The 23,384-nt window shown below is 48.3% G+C and carries 23 protein-coding genes; 9 read left to right on the forward strand and 14 right to left on the reverse strand.

All coding sequences use genetic code 11. The features are described from left to right. The first annotated feature begins 159 nt into the window (after positions 1-159). The gene (asnB, locus tag PPM_RS20605) at positions 160-2,004 is read left to right on the forward strand and encodes an asparagine synthase (glutamine-hydrolyzing) (RefSeq protein ID WP_013372745.1); all 1,845 of its coding nucleotides are present in this window, start codon (positions 160-162) and stop codon (positions 2,002-2,004) included. 168 nt (positions 2,005-2,172) lie between these two features. On the opposite strand, the gene PPM_RS20610 is transcribed toward asnB, so the two are convergent. The 3 genes from PPM_RS20610 to PPM_RS20620 all read right to left on the reverse strand — a co-directional run bounded on the left by PPM_RS20610 (position 2,173) and on the right by PPM_RS20620 (position 4,718). Next, entirely contained in the window at positions 2,173-2,805 is a 633-nt protein-coding gene (locus PPM_RS20610) for an XTP/dITP diphosphatase (protein ID WP_013372746.1), read from the reverse strand. Next, positions 2,805-3,566: a ribonuclease PH gene (rph, locus tag PPM_RS20615; protein ID WP_013372747.1), complete on the reverse strand. Its 762-nt coding sequence runs from the start codon at positions 3,564-3,566 to the stop codon at positions 2,805-2,807. The genes PPM_RS20610 and rph overlap by 1 nt, the downstream gene beginning before the upstream one ends. A gap of 93 nt (positions 3,567-3,659) precedes the next feature. Further along, positions 3,660-4,718 (reverse strand): GerMN domain-containing protein, encoded by a 1,059-nt coding sequence (locus PPM_RS20620; protein ID WP_013372748.1) that lies wholly within the window; start codon positions 4,716-4,718, stop codon positions 3,660-3,662. 153 nt (positions 4,719-4,871) lie between these two features. On the opposite strand from PPM_RS20620, the gene PPM_RS20625 reads away from it, so the two are divergent. After that, complete coding sequence (locus tag PPM_RS20625; RefSeq protein WP_013372749.1) at positions 4,872-5,429, forward strand: phosphatidylglycerophosphatase A; 558 nt, start codon at positions 4,872-4,874, stop codon at positions 5,427-5,429. A 75-nt stretch (positions 5,430-5,504) separates the two neighbouring features. Beyond that, positions 5,505-5,942 (forward strand): GNAT family N-acetyltransferase, encoded by a 438-nt coding sequence (locus PPM_RS20630; RefSeq protein ID WP_013372750.1) that lies wholly within the window; start codon positions 5,505-5,507, stop codon positions 5,940-5,942. Between the two features lie 156 nt (positions 5,943-6,098). Here PPM_RS20630 and PPM_RS20635 read toward each other — a convergent pair whose 3' ends face one another. The 5 genes from PPM_RS20635 to PPM_RS20655 all read right to left on the reverse strand — a co-directional run bounded on the left by PPM_RS20635 (position 6,099) and on the right by PPM_RS20655 (position 10,338). Continuing rightward, on the reverse strand, positions 6,099-6,884 hold the full coding sequence (locus PPM_RS20635) for an SDR family NAD(P)-dependent oxidoreductase (RefSeq protein ID WP_013372751.1): 786 nt from the start codon (positions 6,882-6,884) through the stop codon (positions 6,099-6,101). 103 nt (positions 6,885-6,987) lie between these two features. Further along, on the reverse strand, positions 6,988-7,626 hold the full coding sequence (locus tag PPM_RS20640; RefSeq protein WP_043886140.1) for a TetR/AcrR family transcriptional regulator: 639 nt from the start codon (positions 7,624-7,626) through the stop codon (positions 6,988-6,990). 166 nt (positions 7,627-7,792) lie between these two features. Next, positions 7,793-8,428 (reverse strand): NAD(P)-dependent oxidoreductase, encoded by a 636-nt coding sequence (locus PPM_RS20645; RefSeq protein WP_043886039.1) that lies wholly within the window; start codon positions 8,426-8,428, stop codon positions 7,793-7,795. A gap of 90 nt (positions 8,429-8,518) precedes the next feature. After that, the gene (locus PPM_RS20650) at positions 8,519-9,529 is read right to left on the reverse strand and encodes an MBL fold metallo-hydrolase (RefSeq protein ID WP_016324669.1); all 1,011 of its coding nucleotides are present in this window, start codon (positions 9,527-9,529) and stop codon (positions 8,519-8,521) included. Positions 9,530-9,552: 23 nt separating this feature from the next. After that, positions 9,553-10,338: a class I SAM-dependent methyltransferase gene (locus tag PPM_RS20655; protein ID WP_013372755.1), complete on the reverse strand. Its 786-nt coding sequence runs from the start codon at positions 10,336-10,338 to the stop codon at positions 9,553-9,555. 264 nt (positions 10,339-10,602) lie between these two features. Here PPM_RS20655 and PPM_RS20660 point away from each other — a divergent pair, with 264 nt between their 5' ends. Further along, positions 10,603-11,481 carry a DUF72 domain-containing protein gene (locus PPM_RS20660; protein ID WP_013372756.1) on the forward strand — a complete coding sequence of 293 codons (879 nt, stop codon included), beginning with the start codon at positions 10,603-10,605 and terminating at the stop codon, positions 11,479-11,481. Here PPM_RS20660 and PPM_RS20665 read toward each other — a convergent pair. The 5 genes from PPM_RS20665 to PPM_RS20685 are packed head-to-tail and all read right to left on the reverse strand — an operon-like array spanning position 11,473 to position 16,513. Beyond that, positions 11,473-12,588, reverse strand: coding sequence for a glycosyltransferase family 2 protein (locus PPM_RS20665; RefSeq protein WP_013372757.1), 1,116 nt, complete (start codon positions 12,586-12,588; stop codon positions 11,473-11,475). The genes PPM_RS20660 and PPM_RS20665 overlap by 9 nt on opposite strands. Before the next feature lie 9 nt (positions 12,589-12,597). Continuing rightward, on the reverse strand, positions 12,598-13,461 hold the full coding sequence (locus tag PPM_RS20670; protein ID WP_013372758.1) for a class I SAM-dependent methyltransferase: 864 nt from the start codon (positions 13,459-13,461) through the stop codon (positions 12,598-12,600). After that, complete coding sequence (locus PPM_RS20675; protein ID WP_013372759.1) at positions 13,454-14,803, reverse strand: nucleotide sugar dehydrogenase; 1,350 nt, start codon at positions 14,801-14,803, stop codon at positions 13,454-13,456. The genes PPM_RS20670 and PPM_RS20675 overlap by 8 nt, the downstream gene beginning before the upstream one ends. A gap of 2 nt (positions 14,804-14,805) precedes the next feature. After that, on the reverse strand, positions 14,806-15,786 hold the full coding sequence (locus PPM_RS20680) for a polysaccharide biosynthesis protein (RefSeq protein WP_013372760.1): 981 nt from the start codon (positions 15,784-15,786) through the stop codon (positions 14,806-14,808). A gap of 19 nt (positions 15,787-15,805) precedes the next feature. Further along, on the reverse strand, positions 15,806-16,513 hold the full coding sequence (locus tag PPM_RS20685; protein WP_013372761.1) for a glycosyltransferase: 708 nt from the start codon (positions 16,511-16,513) through the stop codon (positions 15,806-15,808). Positions 16,514-16,728: 215 nt separating this feature from the next. Here PPM_RS20685 and PPM_RS20690 point away from each other — a divergent pair, with 215 nt between their 5' ends. Both PPM_RS20690 and PPM_RS20695 read left to right on the forward strand, forming a co-directional pair. Continuing rightward, entirely contained in the window at positions 16,729-17,442 is a 714-nt protein-coding gene (locus PPM_RS20690) for a GT-D fold domain-containing glycosyltransferase (protein WP_013372762.1), read from the forward strand. 249 nt (positions 17,443-17,691) lie between these two features. Further along, positions 17,692-18,819 carry an SGNH/GDSL hydrolase family protein gene (locus tag PPM_RS20695; RefSeq protein ID WP_013372764.1) on the forward strand — a complete coding sequence of 376 codons (1,128 nt, stop codon included), beginning with the start codon at positions 17,692-17,694 and terminating at the stop codon, positions 18,817-18,819. Positions 18,820-19,040: 221 nt separating this feature from the next. Here the strand turns inward: PPM_RS20695 and PPM_RS20700 are convergent, their stop codons facing one another. After that, complete coding sequence (locus tag PPM_RS20700) at positions 19,041-19,457, reverse strand: hypothetical protein (protein WP_013372765.1); 417 nt, start codon at positions 19,455-19,457, stop codon at positions 19,041-19,043. A gap of 164 nt (positions 19,458-19,621) precedes the next feature. Here PPM_RS20700 and PPM_RS20705 point away from each other — a divergent pair, with 164 nt between their 5' ends. The 3 genes from PPM_RS20705 to PPM_RS20710 all read left to right on the forward strand — a co-directional run bounded on the left by PPM_RS20705 (position 19,622) and on the right by PPM_RS20710 (position 23,379). Then, entirely contained in the window at positions 19,622-21,601 is a 1,980-nt protein-coding gene (locus PPM_RS20705) for a methyl-accepting chemotaxis protein (RefSeq protein ID WP_013372766.1), read from the forward strand. A gap of 57 nt (positions 21,602-21,658) precedes the next feature. After that, positions 21,659-21,835: a YjfB family protein gene (locus PPM_RS28215; RefSeq protein ID WP_013372767.1), complete on the forward strand. Its 177-nt coding sequence runs from the start codon at positions 21,659-21,661 to the stop codon at positions 21,833-21,835. Between the two features lie 188 nt (positions 21,836-22,023). Beyond that, the gene (locus PPM_RS20710; RefSeq protein WP_013372768.1) at positions 22,024-23,379 is read left to right on the forward strand and encodes a dipeptidase; all 1,356 of its coding nucleotides are present in this window, start codon (positions 22,024-22,026) and stop codon (positions 23,377-23,379) included. The last annotated feature ends 5 nt before the right edge of the window (positions 23,380-23,384 follow it).

Genomic DNA, 23,384 nt, shown 5'->3' on the forward strand with positions numbered 1-23,384 from the left:
TCCCTCCTTCCTCACGAGTAAACGGGTTGCCCCATCTGTAGTTTTCGGAACGGACAGACATTTTATGCTTCTTTTCGGCATATATACTGATGAACTGGGGATTTAGTTTTTGATTCATTCCAACACTGGATGAACACGACAAAGAGAGGATGAATAGACATGTGCGGAATTACAGGTTTCATACAGTGGAACGGAGACTTGATGCATCAATCTGAGTTACTGCTAAATATGACGCAAACGCTCTCCGATCGCGGACCGGATGCTGCGGGTACCTGGATATCCAACCCGTGTGCCTTCGGACACCGAAGACTAAGCGTAATGGACCCGGAAAACGGCGCTCAGCCTATGATCCGGCAGCTTGAGGATATCACTTATACGATTGTATATAACGGGGAAATATATAACGCGCCTGAGCTGAAAAAAGAGCTGCAACAGCGCGGTCATTTTTTCCGTACACAATGCGACACAGAGGTACTGCTCGAATCCTATATCGAATGGGGCCCGGATTGTGTAGATCGGTTGAACGGCATCTTTGCGTTTGCGGTCTGGGATAGTGAGCGGGAGCAGGTATTTCTGGCACGAGATCGCCTGGGAGTGAAGCCGTTATTTTATAGCCAAACCGAAGATGTATTCGTATTTGGCTCCGAACCCAAAGCACTGCTCCAGCATCCAGCGGTAGAGGCCGCCGTAGACGCCGAGGGACTGGCAGAAATTTTTATCATTGGGCCTGCACGCACCCCCGGACACGGCGTCTATTCATCGATGAAGGAATTGCGTCCCGGACATACCCTAACCTACAGCCGTGACGGCGTACGCATCCAAGCCTACTGGAAGCTGGAAAGCATTGCACATGAGGATAACACCGAAGAAACGGCACTCAAGGTACGAGAGCTGTTGATGGATACCGTGGAGCGGCAGCTTATTTCGGATGTACCGGTATGTACCTTATTGTCTGGCGGGCTGGATTCAAGCGCCCTGTCCGCATTAGCCGTCGATTATTACAAACGTACCGGGCAGGGACAAGTTCATACGTATTCGGTCGATTATGTGGACAACGACAAGCATTTTAAAGCCCATGCGTTTCAGCCCGGAGCTGATGCCCCCTGGATACAGCGAATGGTCGATGAATTAGGGACAAATCATCACTGGATTGAATTCGATACACCAGAAGTTGTAGCAGCTCTGAATAACTCCACGCTAACGCGGGATTTACCCGGAATGGCGGACGTGGATTCGTCACTGTATCTCTTTTGCCGGGAGATTAAAAAGGGCGCTACGGTTGCTATTTCTGGTGAAGCAGCAGATGAAGTGTTTGGTGGATATCCATGGTTCCATCGGGAGGATATGCTGAACTCAGGCACATTTCCGTGGGCAGTTGCTCCCGATATGAGAGCGAGTCTGCTATCCCCAGAAGTGCGGGACTGGATCAAACCGCTGGAGTATTTGAACGACCGCTACTCAGAAGCAGTCGGAGAAGTACCAAAGCTACCGGGTGAAACAGGAAAAGCTGCGCAAATGCGCGTCATGTCTTATTTGAACATCACCCGCTTTATGCCTACCCTACTGGATCGCAAGGATCGGATGAGTATGGGGGTGGGACTCGAAGTACGGGTGCCGTATTGCGATCATCGGCTGGTGCAATATGTATGGAACATTCCGTGGAGCATCAAAATGACAGGCGGACGTGAAAAAGGTATTTTACGCAAGGCACTGGAGGGTGTATTGCCGGATGATGTGCTGTATCGCAAAAAAAGCCCGTATCCCAAAACGCATAATCCCTCCTATCTTGCCGCTGTGAAAAAGCAGGCGCTACAACTGCTGGACGATTCCTCTTCCCCACTGCTCAAGCTGATCGATGCGCAAAAGGTACGGGAGATTGCCGCCTCACCGGAGGCATCCACCAATCTACCTTGGTTTGGCCAGCTGATGTCGGGTCCGCAGTTATTTGCTTACTTGACGCAAGTGGATAATTGGCTTCGCACCTACAAGGTGGCAATTCGATAAAATGTGCTAACTGCCTAAGCCGTAAAGTACGAGGTGGCAACCGCCCATCTTTCTTGATGCATACGATACGTGGAACAGAAAATACCAAAAAAGGCTATCCGCAGCCTATGACTGACGGATAGCCTTTTTTTCGTATATGACAGGTATATTATTCACCCTGCTACCAAACTATGCCTGCGGATTCCCTAGCTTTGTTGCCAAATTACGCAGGGCTATGCCCCGATGACTGATAGCCTGCTTTTGTTCCAACGTCAGCTCTGCCATTGTCTTTTCAAACTCTGGCAAATAGAACAGCGGATCATACCCAAACCCACCGCTGCCCGCGGTTTCAGTCGTAATCCAGCCCTCCACGGAGCCCGTCGATTCCAACGTCTCCCCAGTCTGTGGATTATACAGAATCAAGGTACAGACAAATTGAGCCGGGCTTAGCAAAGGCTGTCCGGTATCATCACCAAGCTGCTTCGATTCCAGAACGTCGAGTAGCTTGATATTGTTTTCGTGATCGCTGGCACCTTCTCCAGCATAACGAGCCGAATATACGCCCGGCGCACCATCCAGCAAGTCCACGCACAGACCGGAATCATCGGCCAGCACAGGCAATCCGAGCACATCTCCCACCGCTTTGGCTTTTTTTAACGCATTTTCGGCAAAGGTTGTGCCATCCTCAACGACATCAGGAATGTCGGGATAATCGTACATACTTCTGACTTCCTTGCCAAACGGCGCAAAAGCATGTGCAAATTCCCGCACCTTCCCTTTATTCTTCGTAGCGACAATGACAACCGGACCATCCAGTCGCATTAGGCCCCAGCTCCTGTACGTCCAGCACCAATCTTATCAGCAATCGGTCCGAGCACTTCTTTTTGGCGCTCAATCATTTGCAGAATCCCTTGTTCGCCCAAGCTAAGCAGCTGATCCAGTTCCTGACGGTCGAATGGACTTTCTTCCCCTGTACCTTGCAGCTCAACGTACTTTCCACTGCCAGTCATGACGAGATTCATGTCCACCTTGGCCTTGGAATCCTCTTCATAATTCAGATCCAGCAGCGCCTTGTCACCAACAACCCCTACGCTGACAGAAGCTAGGAAATCCGTAATAGGGAAAACAGGCAACTTGTGCTGGATCGCAATTTTATTTACTGCAATCGCCAATGCTACGAAAGAACCGGTAATGGAGGTTGTACGTGTCCCGCCGTCCGCCTGAATGACGTCACAGTCCAACGTAATCGTCCGTTCACCAAGCGCCTGCAAATTGACAACCGAACGCAACGCTCTTCCGATCAGACGCTGAATTTCCATAGTACGGCCTGTCAACTTGCCGCGCGCAGCTTCACGCTGATTGCGGCTATGTGTCGCCCGCGGAAGCATGGAATATTCGGCGGTCACCCAGCCTTTTCCTTGGCCCTTCATAAAGGGAGGAACGCGTTCTTCCACTGTAGCCGTACAGATGACTTTCGTCTCGCCAACCTCTATAAAAACAGAGCCCTCCGCGTATTTATTTACTCCTGCTGTCAATTTCATCGGGCGCAGCTCATCACCGTTTCGTCCGTTAGATCTACTCATGCTTTTTCCTCCTACGTCGTATGCAACCTGTTCTTATATGTTTATTTTACCAAAGTGTGCAGGCAAAAGCACCCCAAGGACGATTCCCTGTCCTTAAAGAGGAATTTCGTTAATGTGCTGCGGCTTGGCTACAGGCTCTCCATAATTTTGATTATTTTGTCCAATCACGCTTTTCTCACCATTCAGTTCAATCCGAATCTTCGTTTTGACCGCATCATCCGAATTGTCCGCCGCTGTCAGTACGACCGATTCCAAAAATTCAGCAGGTACGGCCTCTCCTTTGGCAAACATATCATCCGAGAGTGATACCGTAATGACGTTATCTTTGGAGCGTTCTACCGATTTCAGCGCCGTCTCCCCTGTCATCACTTCCTGCAATCCATCCTTGGTCTGTGGCCCTTGAATTAATTGATGCAGAGCTGACTGGACACGATCTTTTTCCGGACTGACCAGTCGTGTTACAGGTACATAATATTGTACCCCAGCAGGAGAAGATGAAGAGAAATACACGGTGACTGGACTGGAATCCAGGGGGGTCACGCCATGACCGACCTCCAAATTAATCCCTACTGCGCGCGTCAGCGGATGGTCGAGCGGTGTGCCGCCAACAGGCATTTCGTTCAGCTTTTTACCATCCACCCAAATCTGTACGCTCTTAATATCGGGACGATCGGTCAGGGTCCAGGTCAAGCTTTCCATTAATTTGCGTTCTTCCTGTGGCTTATAGTTGGCGAAAGATTTGTTAAATTCGACAACTGCCAGCTTGTTATTCTTGTCCACTGTCACACTTTTCACTTCTGTACCCTGAGGCAGTACACCTTTAAATCCTTCTGGTAATAATCCGGCATAAGGCCCGCCCTCAACCAGTGTTTCCAGCGCCGACTTGGCATCTGCCTGTACATCGCCTGAAGCAATCGGTAAAGATACAGGGGCCAGCAAGCCGTTATGATCTTGCAAAAAGACAGCCCTCAACTGCCCGGTCGTGGCAGGTGCTTTTCCAGTTACAGCCTTAATCATGGACTGCTCTGTCGTGGACGGCGGAGGGTCAATGGACGCGGCTTCGTTGCCGAAAAGGCTGCATCCGGACAACAACAGGGGCAGGGATAGCAGCCCGGCTACAGAGGTCATACGCCATGGGTGTTTTATGTTCATAAATGAAGTTCCTCCCTAACAATTTTGTACAGATTGTACTAATATGTATACGAGCCCCGCGTAAAAAATAACTATTTTTTTAGCAGACTGGACACACTGGTCATAATTGCAGTAGAAAATTAGGATCTACACGAGGAGGGTAACTTCAACTTTATGGACAAGAAAAAAGTACCTTACAGCTTGAATAGTAAAAAGGTAGCCGATGCCACCCGTGAGTGGCTGCACAAGCGTGGTGTAAGTATGACTGAAATTGCAGAACTGGTTATGCTTCTACAGAAAAAATATTACCCGAACCTAACGATGGAAGAATGTTTAGAGAATGTGGACAAGGTGTTGATGAAGCGCGAGGTTCAAAATGCCGTGCTTACGGGCATCCAGCTAGATATTCTTGCGGAACAGGGTGCTCTTCTTCCCCCATTGCAGGATATGATTGAGCATGACGAGGGATTATACGGAGTGGATGAAATTCTAGCCTTCTCCATCGTTAATGTGTACGGCAGTATTGGATTTACCAATTACGGTTATGTCGATAAGCTCAAACCGGGTGTGCTGGAACGCCTGAACGATAAAAGCCTTGGACCGATTAATACGTTTCTGGACGATATTGTGGGTGCAATCGCAGCCTCGGCCAGCAGTCGTATCGCCCATCGCAAGCAGGCAGAGCGCGAACAGGAGCTTGGAGAAGAAAGCGCACCGAATACAACACGGTAAACAATGACACGCTAATTGCAAACAATGCGTTGGCGTATAATAGATATATACAAGGGTAAGAGGAGAACTAGAGACATGGCAAGCGTAACTGATGGATATACATTCCGTACGATGCAGGCTGACGATTATGATCAAGCTATTGCACTATGGAATGGCTTAGACGGGTTAGGATTGAGTGAGGCCGACTCACCGGAGCGGATTGCACGATTTTTGCAGCGAAATGAAGGCCTTAGCTTTGTCTGTGAGCACGCTGGAAACATCATAGGCACGATTTTAGCAGGCCATGATAGTCGCAGAGGGTTCCTGTATCATCTGGGTGTAGCCACAGAACATCGTGGTCATGGGATTGCGCCCAGACTGGTAGATAAAGCGTTATCCTCTTTACTCAAGGAAGGCATTGATAAATGTCATCTGTTTGTGATGGAGCATAATATAGGAGGTCAACGCTTCTGGTCAGCTAACGGCTGGGAGAAGCGAGATGGGATTTTATTATATTCGCGAGATCTGGGATAGCATCTGAACGCTTGATCTATGTAAATAGGAACGCCGGGTCTGATTTCTTCTAGTTCAATTGAGCTGGAAGAAATCAGACCCGGCGTATAAAATTTCAGCTTATTGAGCGGTAATTCTGACGATTAAGGATAGGCTATCTTGATTCATGAATTGCAATCAATTTTGAGGTCGTAGCGTACGTTCTACAATGTTAAGTGTGGATTGACGAGAGAAAAATCGGGATACTTGAGCTACCCAATAGTTCTGTCGACCAGATATCATATGACTGCGCCCTTTTTCAAATGCTTTCAAGGCATTATGGACGACAGTCTGGGGTGTTTCTCTGGAACCCACAGAGGCTTCACTGGAGCCTACTACATCAAAAAATGAGGTTTCGGTTGCACCTGGACAGAGGGCGAGCACTTTGAGTCCCCGTTTTCGATTTTCGGCCCACAGCGCTTCGCTAAAAGAAAGTACGAATGCTTTGGTTGCTCCATATACGGCCATATAGGGATCGGGCTGAAATGCAGCGGTGGATGAAACATTGATGAGTCCCCCATCTCGGTTACGCAATAAATCAGGCATAAATGCATGTGTGATATCGACTAAAGCAGCCACATTGAGCATCACTTCCTCATGCTGTCTTTCTCCTGAAACCTGCTCAAAGTACCCGTAGGTGGCAAAACCGGCGTTGTTAATCAGAAGATCTACCTTGAGTTGTTGGTACTGAACCTCTTGATGCAATGTTTGAGGAGCTCCTGGTGAGGATAAATCCAGCGCAATCACCGTAGCTTTTACGTTATATTTAGCGGAGAGTTCTTTCGCCAGTGCTTTTAATTTGGTTTCATTGCGCGCTACCAAAATGAGATTACATTTCTTAGCCGCGAGCGAATAGGCAAATGCCTCGCCAATTCCGGATGAAGCCCCTGTGATGAGTGCTGTTTTGTTTGCATACATAAACATGATGATGACCTCCATAGTATCGTCGTTTTATTTCGGAAACATTGTTACCACTACTATATAATGAACTGAAGCCATCACGAAGACGACCTCAGCCACTTCATATTTACGCTGGAGATGACGAGGGTTTACATACATCGAGCGTATTCCTCAGTGTAAATGCATATACCTCTTGTGCCATGTCCACAGTCAAAAAATGACCTGCAAATTGTAGATGTATCACCCCGTGTAAAGCTGACCATAGCATTCGGACAACCAGCAGCGGGTCCTGCTCTTTCAGTGCTCCCAGCTCCATAGCGTGTATGACGGTTTGCAGGATTCGCGATAATGCCGTTGTGGTGCCCTCCAAACTCTGTTCATCTGGCTTAAAATCAGATAATGCCCCGCCAAACATCATTTTGTAATAGGCTGAATGAAGCCGCGCAAATTCCCAATATGCCCAGCATAATGCTTCCAGATCAGCGAGTACATTTTGGGTAACAGGTACTTGTTGAAAGGTTTCGGCCAATAGCCGGCATCCATCCAGATACATCTCATTGGCAAGACCATCCTTACTGCCAAAAATACTGTAAATGATCTTGGTGGAACAGCTTAATTTCTGTGCAACTCGCCGTACAGTCACAGCCTCAGGTCCTTCTTCTACAAGAAGGATGCATGCGGCATCAATCACATTTTTACGGAGCAATTGCTGTTGCTGTAACTTCACCTCAGAATAGGTTCTATAAGGTTGCGATGGCTCAGACATCATTCAATGCACTTCCTTTGCTTATCTCAGAAACACTGTTTCCTTATAGAACCATAGTATTCAATTCCGGAATGTTTGTCAAACAAAAAAGAGCGCAACATAAGTAGATACACTTACTGGCTCTGATTGGATGCTTATCAATAAAGCTATGTTTTGCGTTCCACGATCAATAGGCAATGCCCACCCTTGTACGGATAAAATCGCAACTCTTCCATTGACGATAGGTAAAATCAGCTGTATCCGCAGTGGTAATTTGTGAGCCGTCTTCGGGTAGAAAGTCTTTTTCCACGCGATATACACCTGTACGTCCGCCATCTGGCAGATAGGTCGGACATACGATTGTCCAGTCTAGTGCCGATTCACGCAGCAATTCGTACACCCGCCGATGCTCCTCGGCCGCACGGGTGCTGCGTCGCCGCGTATCGGAGGACTCGTACCTATACAGGCTCGGTTCGGTCCGGCTTTGCAAAATCCCTGCCGTTCCTACCGTTATGAGCCGGTGAATGGACTGCTCCTGCATCAGTCGAATCAGCAGACCTGTGCTAACGGATAAGGTGGTGGTTCCATCTGTATTCAGCGCACTGATCACAACTGCTGGCCCGCCCTTCAGCGCTTGTGCTATATCCTTCGCGTTGGTGGCATCACCCTGTACGATTTGCAGCTGTGTCCCGCATTGGGATTCGAAATCCTCCAACTTGTCCGGTGAACGAACTAGGGCAGTTACGGTATGACCATCCGTTAACGCATAATCTAATATAAAACGGCCCACACGTCCGGTAGCTCCCAGCAGCAACAAATTCATAAAAGCCTCTTCCCCGGCATGCATGCCGCTTTGTCATGTTGTTCTGTCATGTTGCTTTGTCATATCGCTATATTCGTTAACTTTCCGCCATTATGGACGGCAAAAGGAATGAAAGCGCGCGATGGGATTCTCCTCGCTCATAGAGGCCCGTTCACGGCGCACCAGCTCCACCAGATGGGCCAGCGTCTCGGACATGGCAAACCTTAGCTGGTGAATCCCCAGCTTGTCGCCGAACACGGCAATGCACAGCTCATAGGCTGTGCTCCCTTCTGGTTGGATCAGCTGCCAGAATTTCTCCAGCCGTTCTTCATGATGCGCCAGCAATGTTTGTGTCCGTTCGCGAAAATACCCAAACGGATTGCGATGCCCGGGATATGCCCAGGCGACCTCTAGTTCACCTAGGCGCTGCAAGCCGTCTATATAAGACTTCAGCGGCTCGGCATCGCTGCCCGGCAGCAGACTGATATTAGGAGAAATCTGCGGCAACACCGCGTCACCGCACAGAATAACGCCGCTATTCGGCTCATATAAGGACACATGCCCAGGCGCATGCCCTCCTGTCTCAACGGGCAGCCAGAACCGTCCGTCTAATTCCAGACGAGCGTCTATTCCGGTAGGAATGAAGGTAATCTCAGGCTGCGGATTCACTTGCAAATAAGCCTGCTGCATATGTGATTCCAAGGCTGATACCTGTTCCAAAGGAAAGCCATGCTGGACAAAAAAGCTAGGCAGCCGTTTCTCCATAGCGGTCGTCAATTCTGGAGCGTCCCACATCATCATCGCTTCCTTATGGCTGCGAGCTGACATATGTACGCGAGCCTGACCTTGCTGCTGCATCCACCCCGCCAATCCGTAATGATCGGGGTGATGATGCGTCACCACAATGTCCGAAATATCCCCAAAGGACATGCCCAGCTGTTGAAACACAAATGCCCATTCTGCCTCTGTATCCAGATTGCGCGGACCCGGGTCTACAATTGTAAAACCATGCTGTCCCTTGATCACATAGCTATTCACCCAGCGCAGCGGAAAAGACATGGATATTTTGACCTGAAAGCCTCCGTCTATTCGCTCACACGGCGTAAGCTCTGGCAATTTCATGGCTTCCCATCCGCCCTTCTGTTTCAAGCCCGCACACCGACAAAAATCATTCGGGGCGAAGCATCTTCTATATATTGATCTTCATCATAACTTCCGTGCACCTGCTCTACGGATAGCCCGGCTTGTTCTAGCAAATCACGGAACTTTTCATACGGATATAGCTTTACTCGCTCATAGTACACACGCACGGGTTCTGCGTCAGCGTGAGTGGTACCCAGCTCTGAGGCTGCTTCTGTAGTCGTCACAGATGCGGCTGACCGAATGGCAATTTGCTTTTTCACAAATCCATCTTCAATGACCCGGTGCTCCTCAATCCAATTTCCTTCATCCTCCCGGGACGAATGCGGTACCAAATGAGCAGCTACGTAGGAAGGGTTCAAATAATCTATAATAAAACGGCCTCCCGGTTTCAATAGACGATAAATTTCCTTTAATACTTTAAGCTGCTCCTCATCCTTTTCAAAATAACCGAAGGAGGTAAACAAATTGACTACCGCATCAAAGCTTTCTTCCAGCGGCACTGCTCTCATATCCCCTTGATGCCAACTTACCCGCCCTTCGCTATCAGCCGCACGGGCCTCTCTCAGCAATACATTGGAAAGATCCACACCTGTCATTTTATACCCTGCATCGGCAAGCGCAAGCGAATGACGTCCCATCCCACAGCATAAATCCAATACGCTGGAGCCTTGCGGTAATTTGAGCCAGGAGATCATTTTTTGCACTTCCTGATAGGCTCCCTGAAAGTCGCGATGCTTGTATACCAATAAATAATCTTCCCCAAAGCTTTGCTCGTACCATTCTGCCATATCGTTTCTCCTCCATGAACTCATTTCGCTCTATTACATACTATATTAGCTTTTTCAAACTGGAAACTCAAAAACATTACGAATAAGCATTTTTTTAAAGCACAAGGCTTCCTGTCATGAGAGCATGTTACAATAAACGTATTTGAGCTTAAATAATCATAGGAACTTCATACCAACTTCATGTGATTTACCCCATTTTATCATTAAAATGAATCATGGGAACGCCTTTACAGAGGTTTCATGCAGGAAAGGAGCGGCAAAGTTATGATTCAAATTGGACTGACGGGTTGGGGCGATCACGATGACTTATATCCAACGGGCACTAAAGCTAACCAAAAACTAAGTGTCTATGGAAGCCATTTTCCGATAGTAGAGATGGATAGTTCTTTTTATGCAGTACAGCCTACGGATCGTATGGCGCGCTGGGCGGCGGAAACTCCAGACTCCTTTTCATTTCTCGTCAAGGCCTATCAAGGCATGACCGGACACACCCGCGGCAAACAGCCTTACTTCAAAACGATAGATGCCATGTACGAAGCACTGCATGCATCCATACTACCTCTTCGCGAAACGGGCAAGCTTAAAGCCGTGCTGTTTCAGTACCCGCCCTGGTTTGACTGCACACGTGAGAATGTCGCCATACTGCGAGACACGAAAAATAGGATGGGAGAGGTCCCATCCGTACTTGAGTTTAGACATCAAAGCTGGTTCACAGCAGATTTTCGGAAGCAAACGCTGGCATTTATGCTTAAGGAAGGCTGGATACATAGCGTATGCGACGAGCCGCAGGCAGGTCCTGGGTCAGTTCCCATTGTGCCGCAGGCTACAGACAGCAACCTGACCATCGTACGTCTCCACGGACGTAACGTATCAGGCTGGAATCAAAGCTCTGCGCCTAATTGGCGGGAGGTTCGTTATCTGTATCGGTACAATGAACAGGAATTGACCGAATGGAAAGACAGATTGCTGGAACTGGAGCAGCAAAGCCGTGAGGTATGCGTGATATTCAACAACAACTCAGGTGGAGACGCTGCTGCCAACGCTAAGCAACTCATGACCATGCTGGGCATGGAGCCTAAGCCTTTTCCACCTCGCAAGCCGCCTGATGCGGATCACGGGCCAGAACAGCTTGAATTATTTTGAGGACCGGGCTGTGGATGAATGATTGGGGATTACCTTCCTGAGCTTGCGTTCGTTATCCAGCAAATGCGGATCATCAGGCAAATAACGTAAAGCGGCTTGGTTGTGCTCATACGAAGCTTCCAGCTTACCCATATGTGCAAAGCAATGACTGAGCCGCACATGAGGTAACCAAGAGTAGCATGGCAGTGGGACAGGTCGCATACCAGGAAGGTGATGCTGTTGCTCCGTTGCTCTTTCATACCAATATGCGGCAGTATTCCATTCGTTTCTTGTGAAAAACCAGTCCCCGATCATGCAGCACAAGTCTGCTTGCGGCACCCCGTATCGAAAAGAACGTAGCAGACGATCCAGCTGTTGCTCGGGCTTCCCGAGATGGAGATAGCATTCAGCCGATCGCGCACAAGCAGTAATCCGATCCTCCCGGTAGCCGCTCGGCTCCTCCAGCAGATGGTCGAAGGCTTCTGCTGCCTCGGCATATTCCTTGCGGTCAAAGCATTCATTGGCGTGAAAATACAGTAAACGCCCTTCCAGCTTGCCGCTTTCGCTGATCCACCGGGCGAGAATACGTTGGTTACGGAGCGTATGGTCTTGCATTCGGCGATGTGTCACTGCCACATCCGAATGTACGATTTGCCCCTGAGGTATCACCAGATCCTCATGCAGGCGCCCTTCCCAGCGGTATTGTTGATCCCGCTTCACAAGGCGTATACGGCGTGAGGTGAACAACAGTTCACCCTGCTCACCCTCTGCCAAGTGAAGTGGCATCACCACCGCGTCGATATGCTTAGACAATCGCTGCTTTAAGGAACGCAGACGTTCACGATCGGGTTCCAATAGCACATCATCCGCATCCAGCCACATGATATAGGAACACGTTGCCTTGTCAAACGATTCATTACGAGCGGCGGCAAAATCATCCATCCATTCAAACGTATATATCCGATCCGTATAGCGGGCTGCTATCGTCTTTGTCTGATCCGTCGATCCCGTGTCCACGATGATGATTTCATCCATCAGGTCTGCGACCGAATCCAGACACCGGGCCAGTATCTGCTCCTCATTTTTTACGATCATACACAAGCTGATGGTCATTGGATGCTCAGTCATGACTTCACGTCATCCCCTTTTACCGTTGGCTGATTCTTCCGTTGTTTTTCCGGTAGACTTGCCATCAGTATATGCACCTCTCCTTTCAGTCTGCGTCTTGTCTATCTGTTCGACACGCGTAACCCTTTCCAACGGCAATAGTTGTTGCTCCATATACCGGATTCGCTGTACCGCCTTGTCGAGTGCAGCCTTTCGCTGATTCATTTTACGAACATGCTGCTGCTCTACCCGTCGAAACTGCTCCTCATCCAGTTTCATCCACTCATTCAGTTGCTCTGCTCCTGGCATAGCCTCACGCAGCTCTTTTGGCTTCTTGTGACCTGCAAAGCATAAATATTTATGATGTACCTCCAGCGCTTGTTCTTTAAAGTAAGGATACAGCACACGGGAGAGACTTCCGGCATAGTAAGTCCGTTTGTGATCGTGAAATGGATGATATCCATAAGGTACAGACAGGACGAGCGTCCCCTTTTTATTCAACAAGCGGTAAGCATGGGCCAGCAGGGTGTCGGGATGCGCAAAATGTTCCAAAATCTCTCCTAAAATAATAGTGTCAAAACCACCGGGAGGACGTTCAAATTGTGAAATGTCCTTTAACTGAAAGTGGACTCGTCCCCTGACGGGTGCAGATTCCTGACGAAGTTCTTTTTTTGCATAAGAAATACTGTCTTCTTCCAAATCAATGGCCGTTACCTCAAAGCCTTCCCGCGCAAGCAAAATGGACGTTATCCCCTGACTGCATCCAACATCCAGCACGGTACGCCCCTGTACATGGCGACAAATCCAGTGAATTCTATTGCGGGTGGCTTCATGGGATTCCTCTGAATTAATCTGCCCGTAATAACGTTCGTTTACCTGATCATGGTTAGCCAACAGCGGCGCCCCCTCCGTCACCAGGATGTCCCAAAATCACGACATGTCCACCTGTGCAATGTGCAGTCGCATTACGTGTATCGAAGACCAGCCGAGCATGGTCAACCAACTGTTGGTAGTTCACCACAGAATGGTCTGTCGTGATGACCACAATATCTGCACTTTCCCACAGCTGGGCATTTGCCGTCCGAGATGGGATTTCTTCACCGTTCAGCTTAAAACTCGATACATACGGGTCGGTGAAGCTAACCGAAGCACCCATTTTTGTTAGATGCTCGAACAGGACAAGAGCCGGGGATTCCCGAACATCATCAATGTCCTTTTTGTAGGCTACACCTGCCAGAATGATGTTGGCCTTGTTTATGGCTTTCCCTTCCTGAGCGAGCATGGATTCGATTCGCTCCGCGATATACAGTGGCATACGCCGATTCATGCGGTCTGCCAGATCCACGAATTCCAGCGGAAAACCGTGCTGCTCCGATTTCCACGACAGGTATAGCGGATCAACCGGGATACAGTGTCCTCCAATGCCTGGTCCCGGATAAAAAGGCATGTAGCCGAACGGCTTGGTTGCCGCTGCATCCAGTACCTCCCATATATTGATGCCAATTTTCTCACAGGCCGCTGTCAGCTCATTGACCATTCCAATGTTGACACTGCGAAACGTATTCTCAAACAGCTTGGCGGCTTCAGCCACGGTTGTTGAGCTAACCGGAACAATCTGATCCAAAAAAGACCCGTAAAAACCAGCTCCCGCTGCCAGACAATCCGGTGTGCAACCGCCGATCACCTTAGGGGTGTTGCGAATGTTAAAATGGACGCTGCCCGGATCGACACGTTCCGGTGAAAAGCACACATAAAAATCCTTACCCACTGTCCATCCCCTGCGCTGCTCTATCACTGGCCGAATCAGTTCTTCGGTCGTTCCAGGATAGGTGGTGCTTTCCAGGATCAACAGCGTTTGTCTACGCAAATGAGGTATGGCCTGATCAATAGCCGTCTCAATATAGGACGTATCCGGTTGATGTCCATCCGTCAGCGGCGTAGGCACACAAATCACGACGATATCCGCATGCTCTAGCACCTTGATATCCGTAACTGGATGCAATTGCTGTCCGATCAGACCTTCCAATGCATCATCGCCAATGTCTATGATGTACGACTTTCCTTGAAGCAGCTTGGCTACTTTGACAGGATCGGAATCCACACCATATACGTCATAACCAGCCTGTGCCATTTCCACTGCCATGGGCAGCCCTACATAACCGAGGCCGATCACAGCCACCTTTACAGTTCCTTTTGTGATTTTTCCCATAAGCTGCAAAATACCCACCTCTTTCATCGTTACTCCATACCTTGCAGTAACTCAGCAATTCCAGCGCGATCCATTAACTCATCGTCCGAGCGATATTGTTCGAAGCTCACCCGCTCCAATCCACCATATTGACTCAACAAACGCTTGTCTGCTTGCTGGGGAAGAATAACAAAATAACGATCATCATAGCGATACGTGTGCGGCACCTCATAGGGCGAGATCAGCACCTCATGCAGCTTTTCTCCACCACGTATACCAATTTCTTTCACTTTTAACTTAGTCTGTCCCGCCTGTTCTTTCATCACCTCTGCCAAATCCGCAATATTGCAACCCTTCATTTTCATGACTAGCGTCTCTCCACCAATCGCCGTAACAGAAGCCTTCAGCAGCAAGCCAATTGCCTCTCCGAGCGTGAGGAAGAAACGTGTCATATCTGGACTCGTCAGCGTTAAATCCTGACCTTCCGCGATCTGGCGTTTGAACAGGGGCACGACACTTCCACTTGTCCCTAGCACATTGCCGCCGCGAATACACACAAAGCGAGTACGCTCACTTAAGGCGTTGGCGCGGATCATCAATCTTTCGCCAATCGCCTTCGTCATCCCATATACATTCACCGGGTCCACCGCCTTGTCTGTAGAAACATCAATGACCTTGGCGACTCCCTGCTCTATGCTGGCCCGAATCACATTTTCCGTACCATGTACGTTCGTCTTGAAAGCCTCTTCCGGCTGTTTCTCACACACAGGGACATGCTTTAATGCCGCCAAATGGAACACATAATCTACCCCGTGACAAGCCTCCTGCAATGCCTGAAGGTCCCTGATATCTCCAATCATGAAATTCAATCGGGGATCAGACTGAAATTGCCGCTGCATGGCAATCTGTGCAAATTCGCCGCGTGAGAAAATACGAATTTCCGTCGGTCCCTCCTTCAGCAATTCAGCCGTTAGGCGTTGCCCCCAAGACCCCGTTCCTCCGGTCACCAGCAGTTTTTTTCCTTTGAACAATATAATCTCCTCCTGACCGTTACGAATTGGCAATGCCTGTGCCCAAAAATTCAGCCAGCACCGCGTTCATTTCATTTTCTGAGAGTCGATCCTTTGCCGGCACCTTTTTCACCGAAGTATTGGCGGCATGAATGACATTCACATAGTTGCGAAGTGGAATCACCTCATGTGGCAGCTCCGTTACATATCCGTGTGTGCCTTTCCCAGGAATAACGACACGGTAATCATTCAGAAATTCCTCTACTTGATAGCGAAACACATAAAAGGAAGGCGAGCGGTGAAACACCGGTGCCATCTGTCCCTCAACCGCATCCCATAAGTACCCCATTTGATTTACCAGTGCAACTGTATCCGGTTGAAACTTGTAATCATGCAACTGCTGTACAAATGACTGGTGGTACAAATCGTCGGAATCAATTCTAGCAATGAGCAGTTCGTCCGCGCCTTCGATATACGCATTGATACGACGTTTACTTTCAATGCTCGTACCAAAACGGATGTGCTCGGGAATGGGTTCACGTTGGGCCAGTTCCTCTTCCACAATGTCGCTGCATCCACCCGCCAACTTGACGACAGATAAAAAATCCGCATTCGTCTGATTGAGCAGACTCCGCAGTGTAAAGGTTCTGAATATATCCAATCGCTCGCTAATCCACTCACGTGTCAGGCGGTTGGGATTCATCCCATAGTTATTAAAGTTAATTTCAATCACAATCTTGCGATTCATTGAACTTCCTCCCTTTCATCCGTCTTCTCTCAAGTTATGAAGACGCTCCTGAAACGGCACGTACAGATGCAACAACTCTTGCAAAAATAGGTAGAATCGAAAAAGAATAGCCGTTCATACAAAAACCTTTTTACTTTCGACATATGATAGAATACGAAGTTTTTGGCTCTATTTGAAAAGTCGAACAAGCAGGACTGACAGGGAGGAAACAAGATATGACGGATCCAAAATATCTGGAGATTGACGAGGTATTGAAACGTTTGAAGCTAGCACTCGATCAGCACCAGCCCTTCTCACTCATACGTATTGGAGATGGCGAAAATTTGGTATTGGCTCAAGACACCGTCTGGCCGATGGAAAAGGTGTTACAGGAACGCTGGGCAGTCAAAGCCAATCTCGGCCAAAAGGGACTATTTCTGCCCAATACGGAACTACGAGACGCAGTGGCAGAGGCAGTGAGCAAAGCCAGCATAGCTGGCATTTTGCCTTATGATGACGAATCTATTAAAGCACCATCCTATATGAAGCGGGAGCTGACCGATCAGGTCTTTGCACACTATGATCTTTCTCCCGCGCTGACTTGCCATGCCTGCCTGAATCGATATTTGGCGGAGACACCTGCTTTCTGGAACATCCTGGAAAATCGACGCATTCTACTGGTAACCCGGACAGCCGCTGAAGTAAAGCCTGTTCTTGAAGCCGAGCCGTACGGGCTGCATATCGCGCACACGATCGCATTTCATCAATATGAACAGATGCCGGAAACACTCGGGTGGATCGCAGCACACAAAGATGACTTTGATATTGCGCTGTTCTCTTGTGGTGTCAACGCAGTGGTATTGGCGCAAAAAACAGCAGAATTAACTGGCAAAGTAGGTATAGACTTCGGCAAGGCGATTAATATCGTCATGTTCGGCAAAGCTAATTAAAGAATGAAAGTAATATCTGAAAAAAAAATCAAATTCGGTAACTGTGCTCTGAATATCAAAAAAGCATCAGCAAAATGAAACCTGCTGGTGCTTTTTGCTATCCATTGCTGCCATAAAGTTCGTATTTGCTCAAAATCATTCATATAAAGCCTTAGTGACTTCTTAAATAGAATTTGAGATTCCCTGTCACTTCTTTTACAATATTACAGAAACTAGCATTCATTCGAGATCATGAGGAGGATGTTGAGTATGTCGCATAACAAGAGATTAAAGACATATCCACTTGCAAAAGCAAAGTATGTAAAGGTTCATGGCCGAACTACGCCAACACTTACACCTCTCACTCTATTTTGGACAGGCAGCGGCATTGAATTGAATATGAAAGGCTCAGAGCTATGGATTGAAATCGAAGCCGATTATCAGATCTATGAGTCTTGGATCAGTATTGTCGTCAATGGTGTCCCGATGAGTCGGCTGATGGTGACTGCTGGTCGGCATTGGATCTGTCTTTTGAGAGGTTTGAACTCTGACACGGTCAAAAATGTTCGTATCGTCAAGGATGTCCAGCCTATGAGTTCGGACTCACGCTGCTTGTTGCAAATTCATGCCCTGAAGGTTGACGGAGAATTGCTGCCGGTCCCGGATAAACCTCTTAAGATAGAATTTATCGGTGACAGCATTACTTCAGGAGAAGGAACAATTGGAGCAAAGGAAGAGACAGACTGGGTTCCTATGCTGTTCACGGCCCTACGCAATTATACAGCCATAACAGCCGAGGCACTGAATGCGGATTACCGAGTGTTCTCACAAAGCGGATGGGGTGTGCTAACAAGCTGGGATAACAATCCACATGGGAATATACCGGCATATTATGAGCAGATATGTGGTGTACTCACCGGCGAGAGAAATGAAGCATTAGGGGCCTTTGCCGATCATGATTTTACCTCTTGGCAGCCGGACGTGGTCGTAGTGAATTTGGCGACTAATGACGGTGGGGCCTTTTATTCTCCAGCATGGACAGACCCGGTAAGTGGGAAAGTGTATAAGCAACGTTTGAATGAGGATGGCACGTTCAATGAAGAAGATTTACAAGCTTTTGAAAACGCTACCGAACATTTCCTTGTCAAGCTTCGGAGCTGCAATCCTACTGCCCATATTGTGTGGGCTTATGGAATGCTTGGTACTCCAATGATGCCAGCGATCTACCGGGCGGTAGACGCGTACAAGAAAAGAACGAAGGATCGGAAGGTGTCGGTATTCCAACTGCCTAACACGACAGAAGAAACGATAGGGTCTCGCAGCCATCCCGGACTTTCCGCCCATACTAAAGCAGCAGAAGAGTTGGCTGGGTATTTGCAAGAAATTTTAAAGAATTAAAAGCCGGGAAACACAATCAAACTTTATAGAATACACTTCGAGAGAAATCACAACAATCAGATCATTTGTGTTCTGAGTGTTGTGGTTAAAGATCATAGCCACAGCCTGCGGCAAATATCTGCCTCAGGCTGTGGCTGGTAGGCTTGAAGCGCAGCCCCCTAATCCAGGAAAACCATGAATAGGTAGCAAACCTGAACCAGGGAATACTTGTCTGATATATTTTACAAAAACGGAGTTGAAGCGATGCCCGTGAATACCTCAGGACCATTACGAACAGTGGTCGATACACCCGAAATATAAGAAGAATATACCGTCTGTATTGCCCAAGGAGCGGACAAATCCTGTGCATTAAAAGCTTGCGTTTCATTTGATCCTGTCACGCCCAGCACCCCCTCGGCGCGGTAGACTACCTCGCTCGGATCATAGTCGGCTCCACGCACGATTTCAACCGCATACGTATCACCAAGCTCACCGATCAGACCAATCGAACCACTAAAAGACACAATCGGATTCGGCACAAGAAAGGTTCGCAGCGTAATCATACCGAATCGCTCTGGTACAGGACCCAATTGAATATCGGGACCCTCCCCTGTTTTTGATGAATTGGTGAAGCTTCTCATATCTAGAAAAAAACCCATACCTTATCCCTCCAATTGCAAGATACTCCATGCTATGCAAGCAATTTCTTAGACGTATTGGACAAATTAGCAATAAATCTATCAATTCAGCTCGAAAAAACCGATAGTAAATACATATGGTGTAAGCTTTTGAAATGAATATATAGATAGAAAGCAGGGGTTTGATGAAACAACTGAAACGACTGAAAACATTAACACTACGCAAGAAATTGACAGCAGCATTCCTGCTGGTCATGCTTGTTCCTAGTATTATTGTGGGCTCTTTCTCTTATCAGGCAGCATATAACCAGACTGATCGCCAATTACAGGACAGTGCGACATCTAGCGTTACCGCATCTGATCGTGCAGTTACTCAAACGATTCAAGCCAAACTCGCCGATCTGGAATATTACTCTACAACGTTGACGGCTAGTGATGACAGCGCTGAGGCAGATGATGCCATTCTAAAAAGATTACAAGTGTATTTGAAAATGCATACGGAAGTTGTTGATATGTTTGTAGGAACTCCCGAAGGTAAACTTATCATTGGCAAAGCTGTAGGCTCCACAAACGATCCTCGAGAGCGTCCGTGGTATAAACAGGCCATGGAGAAACCCGGTCAAACCGTAATCAGCCCTGTCGGGCTCAATACGGCCAAGGTCCCCGTTGTGTACATTTCACGTACACTTCCCGACAACAGCGGCGTTCTCGGTCTTTCTCTGAATTTGAATAATTTAAAAGAAATCACAAAGCTAAGAATCGGACAAAATGGATATATTGTGATATTTGATAGTACCAAACGTATCGTTACCCACCCGACAGAAGTCAGTGGGAGTACCGAAATGGGAGAAAAAACGCCTGAATTGTTTGCCTCCAAGGAAGGCAGCTTCGATCACAATGATGCTGGCGTAGCTAAACATCTGATCTTCAAAACCAATGAGCTGACAGGCTGGAAAATTGCCGGAACGATGGACAAATCAGAAACCCGTGCCTCCGCCCAACCGATTCTTCTCACGACAATCGTAGTGTTGGTCATTGCAGCCATCATCATTGGTGTGCTCGCAATGTGGCTAATCAGCAGCATCCTTAAACCTATCCATAGATTGCGTAACTCTATGGATGCCATCAGCCAAGGTAATCTATCGATTAACGTGGCTACGAACAGCACAGATGAAATTGGTGAACTATCGAGATACTTCCAGCAAATGGTGGATAATCTGCGTAACATGATTAGAGAAATTCAGGCAATGACAGGCAATTTGTCAGCATCCTCGCAAGAGCTTGCCGCAGGTGCAGAACAAACGACCCGTGCCATCGAGCATGTGACCATAGCCATTCAGGATGTCGCTGCCGGCAGCGAACGTCAGGTGGACAGTGCTAAAGATAATCAGGAACGAGTTAGCGGCATGTCTGCTGACATTACAGCTATGACCGACACCATGGCAGAAATGACCACTTATTCCGCACAAGCTATTCAGGCGTCGGATGCAGGCAGTGAGCATATCGGCAATAGTGTCATCTCCATCGATGGTATTCGCACTACCGTGGAAGAGCTCGATACGATTATCAGCGCTTTGAGTGACCGGTCCGGGCGAATCGGAACGATTGTCACCGTCATTACGGAAATTGCTAGCCAGACTAATCTGCTCGCACTGAACGCTTCTATTGAAGCAGCACGCGCAGGGGAGCATGGCAAAGGTTTTGCTGTCGTAGCAACAGAGGTTCGCAAGCTGGCTGAAAACTCAGCTTATTCCGCACAGCAAATTCGTGAACAAATTCAAGGGATACAGAGCGGTGTATCTGAAGCTCTAATCGCTATGGAATCTGCCAAGGAACGTGTAACTGAAGGCATCAATTCCATTGATCTATCCGGTCGCTCCTTCTCGCGCATCCGTAGAGCGGTAGCCAAATCAGCGAAGCAGCTCGATAACGTGGCCGCTTCTACCGCCGGAGTTGCTAATGGAACGAATGCAGTCGTTAGCAGCATGGAGGAAATTACACGCATCGCTGAAGAAGCAGCCTCTCATACAGAGACTGTGTCCGCAGCCGCAGAGGAACAGCTCGCCTCCATGGAAGAGATCGGCTCGTCTGCCGCAGATTTGACCCGTCTGGCAGAGCAGCTTCAAGATTTGCTGACACAATTCCAATTGGATGAAACAAAATAACCATTCCTACCGATAAATACAGAGAAAGCGAATTATCAAAATGAAGGAGGATGGAACATGGATATCGCAGCATTATCCACAGGTATGAGTCAGGCCAGCTTGGCTCAAGCCGTAAGTGTGAAGGTATTGGGTATGGCTAAGGATCAGGCTAGTGAACAAGGACAGGCTTTGGTACAGATGATGGAAAAAAGCGTACAACCACATCTTGGGGGTCAACTGGACATCCGGGCATAAGTACATCCTATTCATGATGAAAGGCGATTCTACTCAGGTCTGTACAGACCCGGGCAGAATCGTTTTTTTATCTCCCTATTTTTCGTTCAGCATAAAACGTAGTAAACTAGACATATCGTCCACGACCTCGGTTCGGAGGATAGCGCAATATAAACACAATTTACATTTAAAAGGAGGATACATAGTTTATGAGGTATACTGAATATTTTGAAAAAGCCAGAGAACAACAACTGGGCGAACTACAGGAATGGCTATCCATTCCCAGTATCTCCGCATTATCGGAGCACAAAAAAGACATTAACCAAGCAGCCGAATGGCTAGCAGCCAAACTGACTGCTGCAGGCTTGGAAAACGTTGAAATTATTCCGACCAAAGGCCACCCGCTGGTGTACGCCGACCATTTGCATGCACCTGGCAAGCCAACCATCCTCGTGTATGGACACTATGATGTACAACCTGTAGACCCGCTTCACCTGTGGGAAACGCCACCGTTTGAGCCATCTATTCGCGATGGAAAATTGTATGCGCGCGGAGCGACAGACGATAAGGGGCAAGTTTTCTTGCACATTAAGGCGGTTGAGGCCATTTTGAAGCAGGAAGGCAAATTGCCGCTGAACATCAAATTCTGCATTGAAGGCGAGGAGGAAGTGTCCAGTCCGAACCTGCTTGAGTTTTTGCACACTGGCGCTGAACGTCTGGCAGCCGACGCTGTACTGGTGTCTGACACCTCTCTAATCGAAAAAGGGAAGCCTGCGATTTGCACTGGTTTGCGTGGACTGTGCTCACTGGAAGTCGCCATTCACACGGCGAACACGGATCTGCATTCCGGCTCCTTCGGTGGCGGTGTGCCGAATGCCCTGCATGCTCTGGTGTCCCTGCTGGCAACCCTGCATGACGATAAAGGCCGCGTTAGCGTCGAAGGATTCTACGACGATGTTGCTCCATTATCGGCAGACATGAAAGAAGAATTCGTGAAGCAAGGCTTCAATGAGAGCAAACTGCAACAAGATCTTGCACTTGATTCCCTCTATGGCGAAGAAGGATTCAGCTTCGTCGAGCGTGTTGGGGCTCGTCCTACACTGGAGCTGAACGGCGTATATGGCGGCTTCCAGGGTGAAGGTACGAAAACCGTCATTCCGAAGGAAGCTCATGCTAAGATCACCTGTCGCCTGGTAGCTAACCAGAATCCACAAGATATTCTGGACAAAATCGAGCGCCATTTACGCGCCCACGTTCAGGCAGGAGCTACTCTGGATATTCAACAAGGTGAGAAAGCGAACGCCTTTAACATCGACCCGTCACATGCGTTTTTACAAGCAGCAGCGGATGCCTTTGAGAAGGTATACGGTGTACGTGCCCTATTTACCAAGGATGGAGGCTCCATTCCGATCGTGGAAACCTTCTCCCGTGTACTGAGTGCTCCAGTTGTATTGATGGGCTTCGGCTTGCCAGATGAAAACCTGCATGCACCAAACGAGCATTTTAATTTGGAGAATTTCGATAAGGGTATGCTGACGATTGTGGAGTTTTTGAAATCTGTGTAAGCATA

This window comes from Paenibacillus polymyxa M1 (assembly GCF_000237325.1).
Taxonomy (GTDB): Bacteria; Bacillota; Bacilli; order Paenibacillales; family Paenibacillaceae; genus Paenibacillus; species Paenibacillus polymyxa_C.